This window comes from Pseudomonas sp. P5_B3 (assembly GCF_056400405.1).
Map to the genome: position 1 here is coordinate 159,596 of NZ_JBFULI010000004.1, position 20,155 is coordinate 179,750.

At 60.6% G+C, this 20,155-nt stretch carries 16 protein-coding genes and 2 tRNA genes; 5 read left to right on the plus strand and 13 right to left on the minus strand.

Annotated features, from left to right (window positions below):
* Window positions 1-72: 72 nt before the first annotated feature.
* The 4 genes from AC1DRN_RS04560 to AC1DRN_RS04575 all read left to right on the plus strand — a co-directional run bounded on the left by AC1DRN_RS04560 (window position 73) and on the right by AC1DRN_RS04575 (window position 3,266).
* Window positions 73-159: transfer RNA gene (locus AC1DRN_RS04560), tRNA-Leu, on the plus strand.
* 166 nt (window positions 160-325) lie between these two features.
* Window positions 326-412: transfer RNA gene (locus AC1DRN_RS04565), tRNA-Leu, on the plus strand.
* A 287-nt stretch (window positions 413-699) separates the two neighbouring features.
* Complete coding sequence (locus AC1DRN_RS04570; protein WP_223462527.1) at window positions 700-1,710, plus strand: extracellular solute-binding protein; 1,011 nt, start codon at window positions 700-702, stop codon at window positions 1,708-1,710.
* Window positions 1,710-3,266: an ABC transporter permease gene (locus AC1DRN_RS04575; protein ID WP_223462526.1), complete on the plus strand. Its 1,557-nt coding sequence runs from the start codon at window positions 1,710-1,712 to the stop codon at window positions 3,264-3,266. The genes AC1DRN_RS04570 and AC1DRN_RS04575 overlap by 1 nt, the downstream gene beginning before the upstream one ends.
* A 130-nt stretch (window positions 3,267-3,396) precedes the next feature.
* Here AC1DRN_RS04575 and AC1DRN_RS04580 read toward each other — a convergent pair whose 3' ends face one another.
* The 12 genes from AC1DRN_RS04580 to AC1DRN_RS04635 form a co-directional block, all read right to left on the minus strand.
* Window positions 3,397-5,331 (minus strand): methyl-accepting chemotaxis protein, encoded by a 1,935-nt coding sequence (locus AC1DRN_RS04580; protein WP_223462525.1) that lies wholly within the window; start codon window positions 5,329-5,331, stop codon window positions 3,397-3,399.
* A gap of 150 nt (window positions 5,332-5,481) precedes the next feature.
* Window positions 5,482-6,771, minus strand: a complete 1,290-nt coding sequence (locus AC1DRN_RS04585; protein ID WP_046039830.1) for an adenylosuccinate synthase — start codon at window positions 6,769-6,771, stop codon at window positions 5,482-5,484.
* A gap of 54 nt (window positions 6,772-6,825) precedes the next feature.
* Window positions 6,826-8,013, minus strand: coding sequence for an ATP phosphoribosyltransferase regulatory subunit (locus AC1DRN_RS04590; protein WP_223462524.1), 1,188 nt, complete (start codon window positions 8,011-8,013; stop codon window positions 6,826-6,828).
* A gap of 310 nt (window positions 8,014-8,323) precedes the next feature.
* Window positions 8,324-9,193 carry a protease modulator HflC gene (hflC, locus tag AC1DRN_RS04595; protein WP_057712239.1) on the minus strand — a complete coding sequence of 290 codons (870 nt, stop codon included), beginning with the start codon at window positions 9,191-9,193 and terminating at the stop codon, window positions 8,324-8,326.
* Window positions 9,193-10,368 (minus strand): FtsH protease activity modulator HflK, encoded by a 1,176-nt coding sequence (gene hflK / locus AC1DRN_RS04600; RefSeq protein ID WP_223462523.1) that lies wholly within the window; start codon window positions 10,366-10,368, stop codon window positions 9,193-9,195. The genes hflC and hflK overlap by 1 nt, the downstream gene beginning before the upstream one ends.
* A 96-nt stretch (window positions 10,369-10,464) precedes the next feature.
* Complete coding sequence (gene hflX, locus AC1DRN_RS04605; RefSeq protein ID WP_008048071.1) at window positions 10,465-11,766, minus strand: ribosome rescue GTPase HflX; 1,302 nt, start codon at window positions 11,764-11,766, stop codon at window positions 10,465-10,467.
* A gap of 12 nt (window positions 11,767-11,778) precedes the next feature.
* Window positions 11,779-12,039 carry an RNA chaperone Hfq gene (hfq, locus tag AC1DRN_RS04610; protein ID WP_007902656.1) on the minus strand — a complete coding sequence of 87 codons (261 nt, stop codon included), beginning with the start codon at window positions 12,037-12,039 and terminating at the stop codon, window positions 11,779-11,781.
* A 93-nt stretch (window positions 12,040-12,132) separates the two neighbouring features.
* The gene (gene miaA / locus AC1DRN_RS04615) at window positions 12,133-13,104 is read right to left on the minus strand and encodes a tRNA (adenosine(37)-N6)-dimethylallyltransferase MiaA (protein WP_223462522.1); all 972 of its coding nucleotides are present in this window, start codon (window positions 13,102-13,104) and stop codon (window positions 12,133-12,135) included.
* The gene (mutL, locus tag AC1DRN_RS04620; protein ID WP_223462521.1) at window positions 13,104-15,014 is read right to left on the minus strand and encodes a DNA mismatch repair endonuclease MutL; all 1,911 of its coding nucleotides are present in this window, start codon (window positions 15,012-15,014) and stop codon (window positions 13,104-13,106) included. Before mutL ends, miaA begins: the two co-directional genes overlap by 1 nt.
* A complete protein-coding gene (locus AC1DRN_RS04625; protein ID WP_411740709.1) occupies window positions 15,011-16,441 on the minus strand; it encodes an N-acetylmuramoyl-L-alanine amidase in 1,431 nt (476 codons plus the stop codon). The genes mutL and AC1DRN_RS04625 overlap by 4 nt, the downstream gene beginning before the upstream one ends.
* Entirely contained in the window at window positions 16,442-16,912 is a 471-nt protein-coding gene (tsaE, locus tag AC1DRN_RS04630; RefSeq protein WP_223462520.1) for a tRNA (adenosine(37)-N6)-threonylcarbamoyltransferase complex ATPase subunit type 1 TsaE, read from the minus strand.
* Window positions 16,900-18,399, minus strand: coding sequence for an NAD(P)H-hydrate dehydratase (locus tag AC1DRN_RS04635; RefSeq protein ID WP_223462519.1), 1,500 nt, complete (start codon window positions 18,397-18,399; stop codon window positions 16,900-16,902). Before AC1DRN_RS04635 ends, tsaE begins: the two co-directional genes overlap by 13 nt.
* 63 nt (window positions 18,400-18,462) lie before the next feature.
* Here AC1DRN_RS04635 and queG point away from each other — a divergent pair, with 63 nt between their 5' ends.
* Window positions 18,463-19,542 (plus strand): tRNA epoxyqueuosine(34) reductase QueG, encoded by a 1,080-nt coding sequence (queG, locus tag AC1DRN_RS04640; RefSeq protein WP_223462518.1) that lies wholly within the window; start codon window positions 18,463-18,465, stop codon window positions 19,540-19,542.
* On the opposite strand, the gene AC1DRN_RS04645 is transcribed toward queG, so the two are convergent.
* Complete coding sequence (locus AC1DRN_RS04645) at window positions 19,524-20,135, minus strand: trimeric intracellular cation channel family protein (protein WP_150727886.1); 612 nt, start codon at window positions 20,133-20,135, stop codon at window positions 19,524-19,526. The genes queG and AC1DRN_RS04645 overlap by 19 nt on opposite strands.
* Between the last annotated feature and the right edge of the window lie 20 nt (window positions 20,136-20,155).

The following is a 20,155-nucleotide window of genomic DNA, read 5'->3' on the forward strand; positions in this document are numbered from 1 at the left end:
CCCGGGGGTTTACAGTTAAAAAGACGCTCCGTATAGTGCGCGCCATCGACGACGGACAACGTTGCCGATACTGCCCAGATGGTGAAATTGGTAGACACGCCAGCTTCAGGTGCTGGTGACCGCAAGGTCGTGGAAGTTCGAGTCTTCTTCTGGGCACCAATTTCGAGCTTGAGATTAGTTCAATTTCAAGGCTCACACAAAAACCCGCGAAAGCGGGTTTTTGCATTTTTGACCATTGGTTTATTAATTTGAAATCAGGGGTTTACAGATCAAATAGCTCTCCGTATAGTGCGCCACATCAACAGCGGCAACGCTGAAGATGAATGCCCAGATGGTGAAATTGGTAGACACGCCAGCTTCAGGTGCTGGTGACCGCAAGGTCGTGGAAGTTCGAGTCTTCTTCTGGGCACCAATTCAAATTCAAGGTTACGACCTTGGATTTCACAAAAACCCGCGAAAGCGGGTTTTTGCGTTTCTGCCTTCTGAAAAGCAACACGCCCCCTCTGTAGGAGCGAGCTTGCTCCGGGCGGCGTTCCGACGATGCACTCAAGGGTGACACTTGTTAGCAGACAGAACGCGTCTTCGTTCACGCCCATCGCGAGCAAGCTCGCTCCTACGGGATTTATCGGCGCATTTGAGAAACAATATCGTTTATCATTGTTGCAAGTTTTTGCAATGCGACAGTGAGGAACCCTGCGAATGATGTTTCGAAATACCCTGCGCCGTGGCCTGACCATTACCCTGCTCGGCCTGGCGCTCGCCACTCCCCTCACCCAAGCCGCCGACCCGGTTGCCCTGACCCTCTACAACGGCCAACACAAAGAAGTCGGCGACGCGGTTGCCAAAGCTTTCGAAGCCAAGACCGGGATCCACGTCAATGTGCGCAAAGGCAGCAGCAACCAGCTCGCCAGCCAGATCGTCGAAGAAGGCGATCGCTCTCCCGCCGATGTGATCTACACCGAAGAGTCGCCGCCACTGAACAAACTCGGCGAACAAGGCCTGCTGGCCAAGGCGGATGACGCCACGCTGGCCGTTCTGCCCAAGGAATACGTCGCCGGCAATGGCACCTGGATTGGCGTGACCGCCCGGGTACGCGTTGTGGCCTACAACCCGAAACTGGTCGATGAAAAAGACCTGCCGAAGTCGGTGATGGAGTTCGCCAATCCAAAATGGCAAGGCAAGGTCGGCTTCGTGCCCACCAGTGGTGCCTTTCAGGAACAAGCCGTCGCGATCATCAAAGTTCACGGCATGGATGCTGCCGAAGAATGGCTGACCGGACTGCGCGCATTCGGCAAGACCTACAGCAATAACATGGTTGCATTGAAAGCGGTGGAAAATGGCGAAGTCGCCACCGTGCTGGTGAACAACTACTACTGGTTCGCCCTGCAGCGCGAAAAAGGCCAGCTCGATTCGAAACTGCATTACTTCACCGGCGGCGATGTCGGCGGACTGATCACAGTTTCCAGCGCCGCAGTCCTCAAATCCAGCAAACACCCCAAAGAAGCACAGCAATTGCTCGCCTACATGGCCAGCGAGGAAGGCCAGCGTGTGATCACCCAGACCACCGCCGAGTACCCTCTGCACAAAGGCATGGAATCTGATCGCGGGCTCAAGCCGTTCAGCGAACTGGAAGCACCCAAAGTCACGCCTGCCGACCTCGGCAACGCCGAAGAAGCGCTGGACCTGGAACGTGACGTTGGCCTGAATTGATGGGTGCCTCACTGTCCGCGCATCACGCGTACGCGCCACGGCGCAAGCGGCCGTCTATCTGGCTGATACTGCCCGTGTTGCTGTTGGTGGCGCTCAGCCTCCTGCCTCTGCTGTATGTCGGCCTGAAAGCCTGGCAGGCGGGCTGGGCAGAAGCACTGCATTTGCTATGGCGACCTTATGTATTCGGCTTGCTGCGCAACACACTCGCACTGATGATTGGGGTCACCGCTGTTTGCGGGGTAATCGGCTTGTCGCTGGCCTGGTTGCTGGAACGCAGTAATTTGCCGGGCCGACGATTGTGGGGCGTGATCCTCTGCCTGCCGTTCGCCGTTCCGGCATTTGTCAGCAGCTTCACCTGGGTTTCGCTCAGCGCTCATTTCGAGGGACTTGGCGGGGCTATCCTGGTGATGAGCCTGTCCAAGTACCCGCTGATTTTCCTGCCCGTGGCGGCAACGCTGCGCAACCTTGACCCATCCCTCGAAGAGTCCGCGCGCACGCTGGGGCAAAATCGCTGGGGCGTATTTTTCAAGGTCACCCTACCCCTGCTCTGGCCTTCGCTGCTGGCGGGTTCGTTGCTGATTGCACTGCACATGCTGGTGGAGTTCGGCGCCTTGTCGATCATCGGCCTGCAAACCTTCACCACGGCGATCTATCAGCAGTTCGAACTGGAGTTCAGCAATGCCAACGCCGCGATGCTCTCCGCCGTACTGCTGATGTTGTGCCTGGCGCTGCTGTGGCTGGAGCTGCGCGTGCGCGGCAAGGGTCGACACGTACGCACCGGCCAAGGTGCGGCGCGACGCGCGGAACAGGTTCAACTGGGCCCCTGGGCCGTGGCGGGACAGCTGTATTGCCTGCTGTTGGCAATCATTGGCAGCGGAATTCCGCTGGGCATGCTGGCCTACTGGTTGGCGGTGGGATCATCGGCCGCCTTTCCCGTGGCGGCAATCGGCGAGGCATTGATGTCATCCCTCGCACTGTCGCTGGGTGGCGCTGCACTGTGCCTGGTGCTGGCGGTGCCGGTCGGTCTGCTGGTCGTGCGCTACAAAGGCCAACTGGCGATCTGGGCCGAGCGCCTGCCATATCTGCTGCACGCCCTGCCGGGGCTGGTCATTGCCCTGGCCCTGGTGTATTTCGCCCTGCACTACGTGCCGATGCTTTACCAGACTTCGGCATTGCTGCTGATCGCCTATGCCCTGCTGTTTCTACCGCTGGCCCAGGCACCGATCCGCACCGCCTTGAACAAGGCGGCGCCGCAACTTGAGGAGGCGGCACGCACACTGGGCGCGTCATCGCTCAGCGCGTTTTGCCGGGTGACGTTGCCGATTATTTTCCCGGCCTTGGGTGCGGCATTTGCGCTGGTATTCCTGGATGCAATGAAAGAGCTGACGGCGACCCTGCTGCTGAGCCCGACCGGGCTGAACACGTTGGCGACGGAAGTCTGGGCGCATACGGCGAATGTGGAATTTGCGGCGGCGGCGCCTTATGCGGCGTTGTTGATTCTGGTGTCGGGGTTGCCGGTCTATCTGCTGACGACCCGAATGTATCTGAGCCGTTGAGACCGCCATCGTCGGATCGCCGCCCGGAGCAAGCTCGCTCCCTCATTTGATCTGAGGCGCCCACAATTTTCGTGCCCGCCAACCATCATTGTGCGAGCTTGCTCGCGATGAGGCCATCCCTGACAAAGCATTAAGCCCTGAACTGCCCCAGGCTCGCCTTCAATTGCGCCGCCAGGCCATCCAGCACCTTACCGCTCGCCGTGGTCTCCACGACAGCTTGCGCCGCCTTCTCGGCCTGGGCGTGAATAGTCTGGACCCTCCCCCGCACCGCCTGTGCGCCCTGAGCCTGATGCGCCGCGGCCTGGGTGGCCAAACCGATCGCCGCATGAACCTGCTCGACGGACGCCTGCACCGACTGCTGCAACCGAGCACTGTCACGCAACACCAGCAAACCCTCACTGGCCTGGCGCCCGGCCTGACCGATCGCCGCCACCGCCTCACGCGCACCTTGCTGCAACGCCACGATGTGCGCCTGAATATCGCCGGTGGAGCTCTGCGTCTTGCTCGCCAGCGCCCGCACCTCGTCAGCCACCACCGCAAACCCGCGCCCGGTCTCGCCGGCACGCGCCGCTTCGATGGCCGCGTTCAGCGCCAGCAGGTTGGTCTGCTCGGCGATGCCGTGGATCACCGTCAGCACCACCTCAATCTGCTCACTTTGCTGCGCCAGGCGCTCGATGACTTGAGCCCCGGTATTGACCTGACCCGCCAGCTCCTCGATCAGGCTGCCGACTTTCGCCGAGGTGCGGGTGTTTTCATCGGTGGCCTGGCGAATGTCCACGACTTGCTTGAGCGCCGCCTGCATGGCGTGGCTTTCCGACTGCGCCTCATCAGCCATTTGCGACAGTGCGCGCAAACTCTCCGCCACCTCGTCGCGCTGCATGCCAGCCGCCGCATCCGCACCGGCATTGCGCAAGGTCATGGCACCGATTTCCACACCGGTACGCTGGGCTACATCGCCCGCCTCGCGCACGATCGGCTGTAACTTGTCCACAAAGCGATTGACCGCCGAGGCCATGTCGCCGATTTCATCCTTGCTGTTGATCTGCACGCGCTTGGTCAGATCGCCCTCACCCGCCGCCAGGTCATCCATGGCTACGATCAGCATTTTCAGGCGATTGACCACTCGGCGACCGAGGACCACCGCCAACAACAGCAGGACACCAAAACCCACCACCGCCAGGCATACGCCAATGCGCCAGCGCAATGTCGCAGCAGCTTCCTGCACGGTGCCGGTAGTGTTGGCCTTCATTTCAGCCGCCGTGGACTGCGCCGACTGCAGGCGCGAGCGCATGGCCGTTGCGCTGTCAGCCGCCGCGCCTTTCAGACTGTCACCCACCAGTTGATCGCTGCCGGCGATCAAGGCCGAGAAACGCTTGTCCAGGGCCGTGAGATCGGTCTCCACCGAAGCGGTCGAGACTCCCATCAGGACCTTGCCGATTTCCACGCCATTGGGATTGATCGAAGCCTCGGTGTAGAAGACCGAAGGATCGTTCTTCGCCGCATCCAGCACCTTGTCGAGCGCCCGCTCGCCCTGGCCTTTTTCCAGCAGCGCCTTGTTGATCGGGTTTTCCCGGTTGAGGTAGCGTGTCAGGTGCTGGCCGGTAGCGTCGTCATACACCACGAACAGCACATTGGGATTGCGCTGGGCCCGGCGGGCGAATTCGGAAAGCGTCGGGACGTCGTTGTCCCACATGGCGCGGGGCGCGACGGAAGCCAGAAGCTGCGCCATGTCGCTAGCGGAGTCCTTCAGGTCTTTTTCCAGCGTTGCGCGCAACTGCGCCTGCTCATCCTTCAGTCGCGAGGACAAACCGGCTGTCAGGCGCTGGCGGGTACTGGTGGAGAGACTGTCGAGGCTCGACGTGACTTCGCGCCCCGCCTGCTCAAGCTCAGCGGAAAGCTTTTGGCTGTCTGCACCCAGGCGCATGCCCAGATCGGCCTCCAGCGCGGTCACCGTGCTCCGGGTCAGAGCGACAGCTACCAGCACCTGCACCAAAAGGGCGATACCAAGGGTAACGAACACGGGCCGCAACAAACGGCTTTGTAACAATGAGAGAACGGCCGACACTTGATATCCCTCTGCAAAAGCGCCATTAAATTGATGGCACGCCAAAAGTGACGTTTTAGGCAAAGCTAATAGCAAAGGTCATGCCGTCCAACAGACATAAACGACAAAGGCCCCAATTAAGGGGCCTTTGTGTTTTACATCAACAACTTATCAAGCAAACGGATGGCGCAGGACGATGGTTTCGTTGCGGTCCGGGCCCGTCGAAATAATGTCGATCGGCGCGCCGATCAGCTCTTCGACGCGCTTGATGTAAGCACGGGCGTTAGCTGGCAGCTCTTCCAGGGTTTTGGCGCCCACGGTCGATTCGGTCCAGCCCGGCACTTCTTCGTACACAGGCTGCAGGCCCACGTAGCTGTCAGCATCAGTCGGGGCAACGGCCTTGCCTTCTGCATCTTTGTAGCCGACGCAGATGTTGATGGTTTCCAGACCGTCGAGCACGTCCAGCTTGGTCAGGCAGATGCCCGAGATGCTGTTCACATCGATAGCGCGACGCAGGATAACAGCGTCGAACCAGCCACAACGACGAGCACGGCCGGTAGTCGCGCCGAACTCGTGACCTTGTTTAGCCAGGTGCGCGCCGACTTCGTCGAACAGCTCCGTCGGGAATGGACCCGAACCTACACGCGTGGTGTAAGCCTTGGTGATGCCCAGGATGTAGTCCAGGAACATGGGGCCAACACCCGAACCGGTAGCAACGCCGCCAGCGGTGGTGTTAGAGCTGGTCACGTACGGGTAGGTGCCGTGGTCGATGTCCAGCAACGAACCCTGGGCGCCTTCGAACATGATGTCCTTGCCAGCGCGACGCAGGTCGTGCAACTCGGCAGTCACGTCCAGCATCAGCGGCTTGAGCAGCTCAGCGTATTCTTTGCATTCGGCCAGGGTCTTGTCGAATTCGATGGCTGGCTCTTTGTAGTAACCCACCAGCATGAAGTTGTGGTAATCCACCAGTTCACGCAGCTTGTCTTCAAAGCGCGGCATGTTGAGCAGGTCGCCCACACGCAGGCCACGACGTGCAACCTTGTCTTCATAGGCCGGGCCGATGCCGCGACCGGTGGTACCGATCTTCAGCTCGCCACGGGCCTTTTCACGAGCCTGATCCAGCGCTACGTGGAAGGACAGGATCAGCGGGCAGGACGGGCTGATACGCAGGCGCTCGCGCACCGGCACACCTTTTTCTTCCAGCTTGGTGATCTCGCGCAGCAGGGCGTCAGGTGCAACCACCACGCCGTTGCCGATCAGGCACTGCACGCCTTCGCGCAGCACGCCCGACGGGATCAGGTGCAAGACGGTCTTCTCGCCGTCGATCACCAGAGTGTGGCCAGCGTTGTGGCCACCTTGGTAACGCACTACGGCGGCAGCATGTTCGGTCAGCAGATCAACGATCTTGCCTTTGCCCTCATCACCCCATTGGGTGCCCAGGACTACGACATTCTTACCCATAACACTTGTCCTCATTCGCGCAAACTTGGTGCCGGCGGCGGCCGGCAGGAAAACTCAAGAAGCCAGTGGCGAAACTTGCCAAAGCCCGTTCTGCTGAATCAATTGCCGGTCGCAGTCCGCTTCACGGGCGGCGGCCAAAGGTTGTCCAGGCAAAGCCTGAACGACACGCTGACCCTCACTGCGCAACTGGCAAACCTGCTGCCAGAGTGCTGCATCCGTACTGTCAGGCATCCAGATACCGCCAGACGGTAGCTCGATCTCAGCACGCCCCAGGGTCACCAGGGTTTTCAAATCAGTAGAGAAACCGGTTGCCGGACGCGCGCGACCGAAGTCGGCGCCGATGTCGTCGTAGCGACCGCCCTGGGCAATGGACTGGCCAACACCCGGCACGAACACGGCGAACACTACACCGGTGTGGTAGTGGTAGCCACGCAGCTCGCCCAGGTCGAAATACAGCGGCAGCTCAGGGAAACGCACGGACAGCCGCTCGGCAATCGCCAGCAAGTCGTCCAGCGCGGTCAGAACAGGTGCAGGCGCCTTGGCCAGACGCTCGCGGGCCGCAGCCAGCACTTCACGGCCGCCACACAGATCGACCAACGCGCGCAGCATGCCCGACAGATCGGCAGGCAAGCCCTCGGTCAAGGTAATGACCTCATCGATGGCCTTGCGTTGCAAAGCATCGAACAACTGTTGCTCGACTTCACCGGACAAACCGGCAGCGCGGGCCAGGCCACGGTAGATACCGACATGGCCGAGGTCCATGTGCACATCCGACACATCGGCCAGTTGCAGCATGGCCAGCATCAGGCTGATGACTTCGACGTCGCTGCTCGGACTGCCGTCGCCGTACAACTCGGCACCCAGTTGAATCGGGCTGCGCGAGGACGACAAGGCGCGAGGCTGGGCGTGCAGGACACTACCGGCATAGCACAGGCGGCTTGGGCCTTCACGACGCAGGGTATGCGCATCGATGCGCGCCACTTGCGGCGTGATGTCGGCACGGAAACCCATCTGACGGCCCGATTGCGGGTCGATGACCTTGAAAGTGCGCAGATCCAGGTCCTGGCCCGCGCCGGTCAGCAGGGATTCCAGGTACTCGATATGGGGAGTCACGACAAACTCGTAACCCCAGCCCTGGAACAGATCCAACACCTGACGACGCGCGACTTCAATGCGCGCAGCTTCCGGTGGCAGTACTTCTTCGATGCCATCTGGCAGAAGCCAGCGGTCTACCGTTGCCATTACGCCTTCCCCTATATCCGGGCGACCAACCTGTCGGCGATCCTTGAGTGAAGCAGAAAATGATCAGCTTGTGCGCAAACCACGCGCATGAGCGACGGAGCGAAAAGCCCTTCTACCGGCTTCGCTGACCACTTTCCTCGAAAAACTGTCGAGCCCATCGGCCCGGCATCTGCTTAAAAACAGCAATCAAACATGCAGACGCAAAAAAGCCGGGAATTTCCCGGCTGCCGCATCATACACACGTTTTCCCAAAGGATCACCCCGCCAGAGGTTTTAGCCGCCCGGCGGGAGGATTCAGGTCAACGTCGTATCAAGGCTTGGCTTTTTCCAGGTAGTGGAAGAAGTCGCTGCTTGGGTCGAGGACCATGACGTCGGATTTGTTCGCGAAGCTTTCACGGTAGGCGCGCAGGCTACGATAGAACGCGTAGAACTCCTGATCCTGACCGTAGGCCTTGGAATAGATCGCAGCGGCCTGGGCATCACCGTCACCGCGAACCTCCTCGGATTCACGATAGGCCTCAGCCAGCAGCACGCGGCGCTGACGATCGGCGTCGGCTCGAATGCCTTCGGCCAGCTCGTTACCCTTGGCACGATGCTCACGAGCTTCACGCTCACGCTCGGTGCTCATACGCTCGAACACGCTGCGGTTCACTTCTTTCGGCAGGTCGATGGTCTTGACCCGAACATCGACAACTTCGATGCCCAGTTCCTTTTCAGCCATCTTGTTCAGCGAAGCCGTGATATCCGCCATCAGCGCATCACGTTCACCCGACACCACCTCGTGCAAGGTGCGCTTACCGAACTGGTCACGCAGGCCCGATTCCAGACGGCGAGACAGACGCTCGTCGGCGATCTGCTTGAGGCCGGAAGTCGCGGTGTAGTAACGCTCTGCGTCCTTCACGCGCCACTTGGCGAAGGCATCGACCATCACGGCTTTCTTTTCCAGCGTCAGGAAGCGTTGTGTCGGTGCGTCCAGCGTCATCAGGCGTGCGTCGAATTTACGCACCTGGTTGACGTAAGGCACTTTCACATGCAGGCCTGGCTGAACATCGGTCTGGACCACGCGACCGAACTGCAGCAACACCGCACGCTCGGTCTGAGCCACGATGTAGAAGCAGTTCCAGGCAGCGATCGCCACGACGACGCCGACAATAAGGGCGATCAGCGATTTATTGCTCATCAGCGACTCTCCCTGGTACGAGCTTGCTGTTGCTGCAGATCAGCTGCCGCACGCGTATTCGCTTCATTGCTGGTGGCTGCCGCACCGCTCATCGGAGTGCTGGTGTTGCGTCCACTTTCGACCATCTTGTCCAGCGGCAGGTACAGCAGGTTGTTCTGGCCGTTCTTGTTGCCGGTCACGAGAACCTTGCTGGTGTTGCTGAAGACTTCCTGCATGGTGTCCAGGTACAGACGCTGGCGGGTGACTTCAGGGGCCTTGCGGTACTCGGCGACCAGCTTGGTGAAGCGATCGGCCTCACCCTTGGCGCGCGAGACGGTTTCGTCACGGTAGCCATTGGCATCTTCAAGGATGCGCTGGGCCTGACCACGGGCCTCCGGCACGACGCCGTTGGCATAGGTTTCAGCCTGGTTGCGCGAACGCTGCTCGTCTTCACGGGCACGGATCACGTCATCGAAGGCTTCCTGCACTTCACGCGGTGCTGCTGCGCTCTGTACGTTGACCTGGGTAACGGTGATACCGGTGCGGTAGGTATCCATGAAGCGTTGCAGACGCTCCTTGATTTCGCTGGCCATCAATTCACGACCTTCGGTCAGCACCTGGTCCATCGCAGTAGAACCCACCACATGACGCAAGGCGCTGTCGGTCGCGTGCTGCAGGCTGATTTCCGGCTGATCGACGCTCAGCACGAAGTCCTGCAGGTTGCTGATCTTGTACTGCACGGTCAGCGGCACTTCGACGATGTTCTCGTCTTCAGTCAGCATCTGGCCCTGCTTGGTATAGGCACGCTCACGCGTGACGTTTTCCAGGTACTTCCTGTCGATCGGCGGGAAGTAGATATTCAGGCCCGGACCTACGGTTTCGTAGTACTTGCCGAAGCGCAGCACTACGGCCTGCTCCTGCTCGTCGACGACATAAACCGCGCTGTACAGCCAAACGGCGGCCAGCACGACCAGACCGATGCCGAGCAGGCCGCCAAAGCCGCCACTCTTGCCCGGACCACCGCCGTCGTCGCTACCACGTTTCTTACCGCCACCGAACAAACCGTTCAGGCTTTCCTGCAGCTTTCGGAAGGCCTCGTCGAGATCCGGTGGTCCCTTGCGGTCGCCGTTGTTACGACGCTTGCCACCCCAAGGATCCTGATTATTCGAGTTGCCACCCGGCTCATTCCAAGCCATAGCGCTCTCCATCTGATAAAGCAAAGACGCACCCACGGCGCGCCGACCAATGCTACAGAATGCCTGTCACCGCGGCACAACCGCTTTCTCAGGCTTTTATTGCAAAGTGTGTTGCTCGATGAATTCCATCGGCTGCAATCCCTCGCGGCTTACCAGTCGATTCAACTCGACCCGGGGCAAACGAACGGCCAGCAAACTGATGCCTTCTTCGTCGTGTTCTTCTTTCTGCACCGCACCGAGCTCGAAGAACTGTGCACGCAGTCGAGCGAATCGTTGCGGCAAGCGCAAGGTACCGACAAACAAATCACTGCCCAGTAACTCGGCAATGGCTTGCTCAAGCAATTCCAGACCACTGCCATCACGCGCCGACAGCCAGACCCGTTGGGGCTTGCCGTTTTCGTCGCGCTGGATTTGTGGCTCAACGCCTTCAAGCAAATCGAGTTTGTTATAGACCTCGAGGATCGGCAAGTCCTGAGCACCAATCTCGCCCAGCACCACCATTACCTGCTCGATCTGCAACATGCGATCCGGTTCGGCCGCATCGATCACGTGCAACAACAGATCGGAGTTACTCGACTCTTCGAGGGTAGACCGAAATGCTTCGACCAGCTTGTGGGGCAAGTGGCGAATGAAACCCACAGTGTCCGCCAGGACAATCGGCCCCAGATCGTCTATATCCAGACGGCGCAGGGTCGGGTCCAGCGTGGCAAACAATTGGTCAGCTGCGTAGACGTCGGATTTCGTCACGTTATTGAAGAGCGTGGATTTACCGGCGTTGGTGTACCCCACCAGGGACACGGTAGGAATATCCGCACGCGATCGGCCACGGCGCGACTGTTCTCGCTGGCTGCGTACTTTCTCCAGCCGACCCTTGATCTGCCGCAGGCGAACCCGCAGCAAACGGCGGTCGGTTTCCAGCTGGGTTTCACCTGGGCCACGCATACCGATACCGCCACCTTGGCGCTCAAGGTGAGTCCATCCACGAACCAGCCGGGTGCTCATGTGGTCAAGCTGGGCCAGTTCGACCTGGAGCTTGCCTTCATGGGTACGGGCGCGCTGGGCGAAAATATCGAGAATCAGGCCGGTACGGTCGATCACGCGACACTCGAAAACACGTTCGAGGTTACGCTCCTGACTGGGTGTGAGAATGTGATTGAAAATCACCAGATCGGCCTGTTCGGCTTTGACCAGGTCGCGCAGTTCCTCGACCTTGCCACTGCCAATCAGTGTCTTGGCGGTGGGCCGATGACGTGGCACGTTAAAAAACGCGACGGTCTCGGCACCCGCCGAATTAGCCAGTTCCTGAAACTCCTGCGGATCTTCGCGCGCCTCAGGGTCCTGTCCATCCAAGTGAACGAGGATTACTCGCTCACCACCACCGTGGCGCTCAAAGAACAAAGGAGACTCCTATCAGGCGTTACCTGGCTCAGCGTCACCAGCTTCGGATTCGGTTGCGCTAGGCAGACGAATTGGACGAACCGGCACCACTGTAGAGATAGCGTGTTTGTAGACCATCTGGCTGACGGTGTTTTTCAACAGGATAACGAACTGGTCGAACGACTCGATCGTGCCTTGCAGTTTGATACCGTTGACCAGATAGATGGACACCCCAACTTTCTCTTTACGTAACGTATTCAAGTAAGGGTCTTGTAGCGAATGCCCTTTTGACATGTGCCGCACTCCTTTAAGGATTCAATATAAAAAATAGGTAATCAGATGACTTTGGCCGCCCCACCCCCAAGGATAGACGGCAATTGCAAGGACTCAGCTCAATATGGAGATGGCCCCCAGGTATTTCAAGGCGCGTGGCAGATTGTCGCAATCCAGGCTGTCCAGCCAGTGTAAATCAGCCCAACTGCGTAGCCAGGTGAACTGACGCTTCGCCAATTGGCGCGTGGCAATGATTCCTCGCTCCTGCATCTCGGCTTGTGTCAGCTTGCCATCCAGGTAATCCCAGACTTGGCGGTAGCCTACTGCACGTATAGACGGCAACCCGGCATGCAGGTCACCTCTTTTACGCAGGGCTACGACCTCGTCAATGAATCCCTGTTCCAACATTAAAGTGAATCTTTGTTTAATTCGCTCGTGCAGTACCTGGCGATTTGCCGGGGCAATGGCCAAGTTCGCGACAGTATAGGGCAATTGTTGCCGTCCCGAAGCGGCTGCTTCAGTACTTTGCGCAGATTGTTGCAAACGCAGGGCAGTCATGCTTTGACCGCTGACACGATAAACCTCCAGCGCCCGACTGAGGCGCTGGGGATCGTTCGGGTGAATCCGCGCCGCAGACTCCGGATCGATCACCGCCAATTGTTCATGCAAGGCTTGCCAGCCAAGGCGTGCAGCCTCTTCTTCGATTTGCGCGCGGACGTCGGGATCGGCCGCCGGCATATCCGCCAGACCTTCGACCAAAGCCTTGTAATAGAGCATGGTGCCGCCCACCAGCAGCGGAATTTTTCCGCGTGCGGTGATCTCCGCCATGGCTTCCAGGGCGTCACGGCGGAAATCCGCGGCCGAATAGCTCTCGGCCGGGTCGAGAATATCGACCAGACGATGCGGATATTGCGCCAGCAGCTCTTTGGAAGGCTTGGCGGTGCCAATGTCCATGCCACGGTAGACCAGCGTCGAATCGACGCTGATCAACTCGCAAGGCAGGACCTTGGTGAGTTCGATGGCCAGGTCGGTCTTGCCGGCGGCGGTCGGGCCCATCAGGAAAATCGCAGGTGGGAACTGGCTCATCAACGACCGCGCAAGAACAGTTTGTCCAGATCGTCCAGGCCCAGCTGGGTCCAGGTCGGTCGGCCATGGTTGCATTGACCGCTGCGCTCGGTGTTTTCCATGTCACGCAGCAGACCGTTCATTTCCGGCAGGGCCAAACGCCGATTCGCACGAACCGCGCCATGGCAGGCCATGGTGCCGAGCAATTCGTTCAGGTGCGCCTGAATGCGGTCGCTGGTGCCGAACTCCATCAGGTCGGCCAGGACGTCAGCGACCAGCCGGTTGGCCTCGGCCTGCTTGAGCAGTGCCGGAATCTGCCGGATCGCCAGGGTTTCCGGGCCCAGGCGCTGCAATTCAAAGCCCAGGCGCTGGAACCAGGCGACATGCTCCTCGGCGCAATCGGCTTCACGCTGGCTGACAGCCAGGGACTCCGGTACCAGCAACGGCTGGCCGCTCAGGCCCTCGCTGGCCATCGCCACCTTCAGACGCTCATACATGATCCGCTCGTGGGCGGCATGCATGTCCACCAGTACCAGGCCCTGGGCGTTTTCCGAAAGAATGTAGATGCCCTTGAGTTGTGCCAGTGCATAACCCAGCGGCGGAATGTCGTCCTGCCCGGCCGGTAGCGCAACGGCATTGGCCTCGGGCAGCGGCGCAAAGAACTCGCGATAGGCGGCCTGCGCTTCGGCGACGGGCACACCGGACTGCGGACGCGGTGTGTATTGATACTGATAACCCGCGCCAGCTCCCGAACCCGCCGGTGTATTGAACGACGGCTGAGCCTGAGGCTGTTCCAGCAGCGCATTGGCAGCCAGGCGCATTTCGCCCTGGGGCCCGAATTCACCGGCTTCAAGGCCGGTAGGCCGGACGATGGCCGTGGCGACCGGCGCCGCCAGATGATCGTCCGGTCGCACATCGCCCAAGGCACGGTGCAAGGTGCCATAGAGAAAATCGTGAACCATGCGTCCTTCACGGAAGCGCACTTCGTGCTTGGTCGGGTGCACGTTGACGTCGACGCCGGTCGGATCGACTTCGAAAAACAGCACAAAGGTCGGGTGCCGACCATTGAACAAAACGTCGCGATAGGCCTGGCGTACCGCGTGGGCCACCAGTTTGTCGCGCACGGCACGGCCATTGACGAAGAAATACTGCAAATCGGCCTGGCTGCGATTGAAGGTCGGCAAGCCGACCCAACCCCATAGATGCAGACCGTTGCGCTCGATCTCGATCGGCAGCGCCTGCTCCAGGAAGCCCGGCCCGCAGATCGCCGCCACGCGCCGGGCACGGGCCGCATCATCATGGGCCTCGTGCAGGCTGAGGATGGTCTTGCCGTTGTGGCGCAGATGGAACGCCACATCGAAGCGCGCCAGGGCCAGGCGCCTGATCACTTCTTGCAGGTGATCGAATTCGGTTTTTTCAGTCTTGAGAAATTTGCGACGTGCCGGCGTATTGAAGAACAGGTCGCGCACTTCAACCGAAGTGCCCACCGGGTGGGCCGCAGGCTGCACGCGGGGCGCCATGTCCCGGCCCTCGGTCTCGACCTGCCAGGCCTGATCGGCGTCGCGGGTGCGCGAGGTCAGGGTCAGGCGCGCGACGGAGCTGATCGATGCCAGGGCCTCACCACGAAACCCCAGGCTCATGACCTGTTCGAGGTCTTCCAGGTTGCGGATCTTGCTGGTGGCGTGACGGGCCAGGGCCAGCGGCAGGTCATCGGCGGAAATGCCGCTGCCATCGTCGCGCACCCGCAGCAGCTTGACGCCGCCCTGCTCCACATCGACATCGATACGCCTGGCACCGGAGTCAAGGCTGTTTTCCAATAGCTCCTTGATCACCGAAGCCGGGCGTTCGACCACCTCACCCGCGGCAATCTGGTTCGCCAGTCGCGGGCTGAGCAGCTCGATGCGAGCGCTGTTGTTCTCGACCTGATTCATTCTTTGGCCGCCAATTCAGTGCCCGGAATAGTCAGGTGTTGACCGATCTTGAGCTCATCGCTCGACAGGTTGTTGGCGCTGCGCAGGGTCGCGGGCGACACCTGATAGCGCACGGCGATCATCGCCAGCGTTTCGCCCGGGTTTACCCGGTGGTCACGTGGGCCTTGGGCGATTTTGCCGGAATCACGCAGCCAGGCGATGTAAGTGCCCGGTGGAGGGTTCTGCTGGAAGAACTGACGCACGCCGCTGCTGATCGAACGCGCCAACGCCTGCTGATGGCTCGATGCCGCGAGTTTCGAGGCTTCGTCGGCGTTGGAGATGAACCCGGTTTCCACCAGGATCGACGGAATATCCGGCGACTTCAACACCATGAACCCGGCTTGCTCGACCCGCTGCTTGTGCAGCGGCGTAACCCGGCCGATATTGCTCAGCACCTTCTGACCCACGTTCAGGCTGGACGTCAGGGATGCGGTCATCGACAGGTCAAGCAGCACGCCGGCAAGCATGCGGTCCTTGTCATCGAGGCTGACGTTGCCGGCACCACCGATCAGGTCGGAACGGTTTTCGCTGTCGGCCAGCCAACGGGCCGTCTCCGAGGTCGCGCCGCGATCAGACAGGGCAAAGACCGAGGCACCGAAAGCGGCGGTAGAAGGCGCGGCGTCGGCGTGGATCGAGACAAACAGGTCGGCGCCTTTCTTGCGGGCAATTTCGGTACGGCCGCGCAACGGAATGAAATAGTCGCCGGTACGGGTCAGTTCGGCGCGGAAGCCTTTCATGCCGTTGACCTGCCGTTGCAGTTCACGGGCGATGGCCAGTACCACGTCTTTTTCCCGTTGACCACGAGAGCCCGAGGCACCCGGGTCTTCGCCTCCGTGACCGGCGTCGATCACCACAATGATGTCGCGCTTGCCGGCCGGAGCCGGCGGCAGCTTGATTGCCGGCTCAGCAGGCGTGACCGGCACGGCAGGCACCGTGGCGACCGACGGTGTCGGCGCTGGAGGAGGAGCGGCATCCGCGGCGTTATCGAACAGATCGACCACCAACCGGTTGCCGTACTGGGCGTTCGGCGCCAGGGAGAAGCTCTTCGGCGTTACCGCCCTTTTCAGATCGATAACCACCCGCAGGTCGGTCGGCGTTCGCTGGGCCGAACGCATGGCGGTAATCGGGGTGTTCGAGGTGTTGACGTTGAGCGGCGCACCGAGGGTCGCGCCATTGATGTCGATGACCAGGCGATCCGGAGCCGTCAGGGTAAAGACGCTGTGTTGCACCGGGCCGGTCAGGTCAAACACCAGTCGTGTGTTGTCCGGTGCCCGCCACAGACGAACACTGTTGACCTTCGAATCGGCCACAGCGTCGACGGTTACCGCCAAAAACAACACCCCTACGGCAGCCACCAACGCGCGAAAGCGCATACCTAACCCCATCATCTATTTGGATTCCAATGCCAAAACGGCACACCAGATCTCGCCACGCGAGCCCTGGGATAAAATTTTCAGCGAACGCCCGCTGTCTTGCGGGCTAATGGTAATGGTCAGGTCAGGCTTTGGCAAAAAGCCTGCACCTTTGTCGGGCCACTCGATCAGGCACAGCGCGTCATCTTCGAAGTAGTCGCGGATACCGAGGTACTCAAGCTCCTCCGGGTCGACCAGGCGATACAGATCGAAATGGAAGGCGCGAATGTCGCCGATCTCGTAGGGTTCAACCAGGGTGAACGTCGGGCTTTTTACTGCCCCGACATGCCCCAAGCCGCGGATGATGCCTCGGGACAACGTGGTTTTGCCCATCCCCAGGTCGCCCTCGAGGAAGATCAGGCCATGGCCTTCGGTGATTCGGGCAATACGTGCGCCAAAGTCGCTCATGGCCTGCTCATCGGCCAGGTACAGGGTTACTTCAGACACGGTGCTTGCTCCTCCAACAACTGACGAATGGCTGGAATCAGATCACTGGCCGCCAGCCCACGGCCCAATTTTCCTTGTTGCTCGCCGGCATTGGCGTGCAGCCAGACTCCCAGGCAGGCCGCGTCGAATGCGGCCATGCCCTGGGCCAGCAATGCGCCGAGCAAACCGGCCAGCACATCTCCCAAACCGGCAGTGGCCATCGCCGGATGCCCCTGATGACACAGTGCCAGACGCCCATCGGGACTGGCGATCAAACTTCCGGCACCTTTGAGCACCACGACCGCTGTATATTTTTCGCTCAATGCACGGGCAGCCGCAGGACGATCAGCCTGAACCTCGGCAGTGCTCAGGCCCAGCAACCGTGCGGCCTCCCCTGGATGCGGCGTGATCACGCAATCCCTGGGCAAACTCACACACGCTTCGGCCAACATGTTCAGTGCATCGGCATCCCAGACTTGCGGCAGCGGTGCGTTGGCGGCGGCCGATAACAGGCTGCGCCCCCAGGCGGCCTGCCCCAGACCCGGGCCAACCACCAATACGGAAACTTTTTGCAGCAACTCCATCAACTGATTGGCCGAAGAAGCGCCCAACACCATGGCCTCGGGGATTCTGGCCAGGGCCGCCGGCACATGTTCACCGCGGGTCGCCACCGACACCATGCCCGCACCGCTGCGCAGCGCAGCCTGCGCGCTCAGCAGGATCGCTCCGCCATAACCGCGATCACCGCCGATCAGCAGCACATGGCCGAACTTGCCTTTATGGGAAGCAGGTCGCCGGAAGGCCAGACGCGGCAGATTAGCCGCCGTCAGGCGAAGGGCGCTGCGCGGTGCCGCCTCGAGCAGATGTGGATCGGCGTGCAGGTCGTTGAACACCAGCTCACCCACCACATCCGCCGCATCACCGGTGAATACCCCCAGCTTCAACCCGATGAACGTCACCGTCAGGTCGGCACACACCGCGCAGCCAAGCACACGACCGGTATCGGCGCACAGCCCTGAAGGGATATCCACCGCCGCAACCGGCAACCCGCTGGAGTTGATCGCGGCGATGGCGCTGGCATACGGCTCACGCACATCGCCGCCCAGTCCGGTGCCAAGCAAAGCATCCAGCACAATGCCGCGCAATCCGGATTGTGCGGTCCAGGGCTCGATGAGCACTTTTTCAGACACTGCCTCGGCATGGGCCAACGCTGCATCACCCTGCAAGCGCCGCGGATCCCCCACCGCCAGCACCCGCACTGTCCAACCGGCACGTTTGGCCAGCGCCGCCACCAGATACCCATCCCCGGCATTGTTGCCGTGACCGGCCAGCACGCTCATTTCTTTCGCTGTCGGCCATTGGCGAACCAAGGCCCGCCAGGTCGCATACGCTGCACGCTGCATCAATTCGAAGCCCGGTGTGCCGGCCGCGATCAGGCTCGCATCGAGGCTTCGCACTTGTGCAGCGCTGTACAGCGCGTCGGGTAATTCATCTTTAATGTGCGGCATGCGTCTTCGGGCTCCGATGTCTGGCAGAATTATACGCACCTCAGCTCCGGTTTCTCTCGCCTCATGCCCGCTATTACCACAGACCTGTCCGCCCTCGCCCAATCCATCAAGGACTGGGGCCGTGAGCTGGGCTTTCAACAAGTCGGCATCAGCGGCCTCGACCTGGCCGAGCATGAGCAGCATCTGGAGCGCTGGCTCGCCGCCGGCTACCACGGCGAAATGGACTACATGGGCGCCCACGGCAGTAAACGCTCGCACCCCGAAGAGCTGGTGCCGGGCACATTGCGCGTGGTGTCCCTGCGCATGGACTACCTGGCGGGCGACACCCACATGGCAAAAATGCTCGCCCAGCCGGAAAAAGCCTACGTCTCGCGTTATGCCCTGGGTCGCGATTACCACAAGTTGATCCGTAAACGCGTGCAACAATTGGCGGAAAAGATCCAGGCGGTCATCGGGCCTTTCGGCTATCGCGCATTCGTCGACAGCGCCCCGGTGCTGGAAAAAGCCATCGCCGAACAGGCCGGCCTGGGCTGGATCGGCAAAAACACTCTGGTTTTGAATCGCAAGGCAGGCAGTTATTTCTTCCTCGCCGAATTGTTCGTTGACTTGCCGCTGCCAGTAGACCCGCCCCACGTCACCGAACACTGCGGGCGGTGCAGCGCCTGCCTCGACATCTGCCCGACCAATGCCTTCGTCGGCCCCTATGTTCTGGATGCCCGACGTTGCATCTCCTACCTGACCATCGAACTCAAAGGCGCGATCCCTGAAGATTTGCGGCCACTGATCGGCAATCGGGTGTTCGGTTGCGATGATTGCCAGATTGTCTGCCCGTGGAACCGCTTCGCCCGTCCGTCCGGTGAAAGCGACTTCAAGCCGCGGCACAACCTGGACAACGCCGGGCTGGCGGAACTGTTCATGTGGGATGAAGAGAAGTTTCTCAGCAGTACCGAAGGCTCGCCGCTACGCCGGACCGGTTACGAAAACTGGTTGCGCAACCTGGCGGTGGGCCTGGGCAATGCGCCTTCAACGATTCCGGTGCTGGAAGCGCTGAAGGCGCGACGGGAACATCCTTCGCAACTGGTACGTGAACATGTCGAGTGGGCATTGCGCCAACATGCCGAACGTCAGGCTTCGTCGTTGTAGACGAACTTGGGCATTTCCCAGTGAAAACGGATCGCCAGCAAGCGCAGCAAAAATCCACCGAACAGGGTGATCAGAATCGATTGTTCATCGGGTAATTGCAGATAGATGCAGAGCATGTAGCACCACGCCGCCGCAAACGACACGCTGGCATAGAGCTCGCGCCGGAAGATCAGCGGAATATCATTGCAGAAAATGTCCCGCAGGATGCCGCCGAAGACGCCGGTGATCACCCCGCTGACCGAGGCCACCAACATGCCATGGCCCATTTCCAGGGCGGTGATGCAGCCGATCAGGGTAAAAGCCACCAGGCCCATGGCATCGAGCACCAGGAACAGTGAACGCAGATGGCGCATCCAACGCGCCGTGAACACCGTAATCATCGCGGCGACAGACGTCAGCACCAGGTATTCCGGGTGTTTGACCCAGGTCAGCGGGTAGTGCCCGAGCAGCACGTCGCGCACCGACCCGCCACCCAGCGCCGTGACACAAGCGATCAACACCACACCGAACCAGTCCATGCCACGACGCCCGGCAGACAGGGCACCGGTCATGGCTTCGGTGGTGATGGCGATCAGGTAGAGCATCAGCAGCATGGTGGCGATCCTTGCAAAAA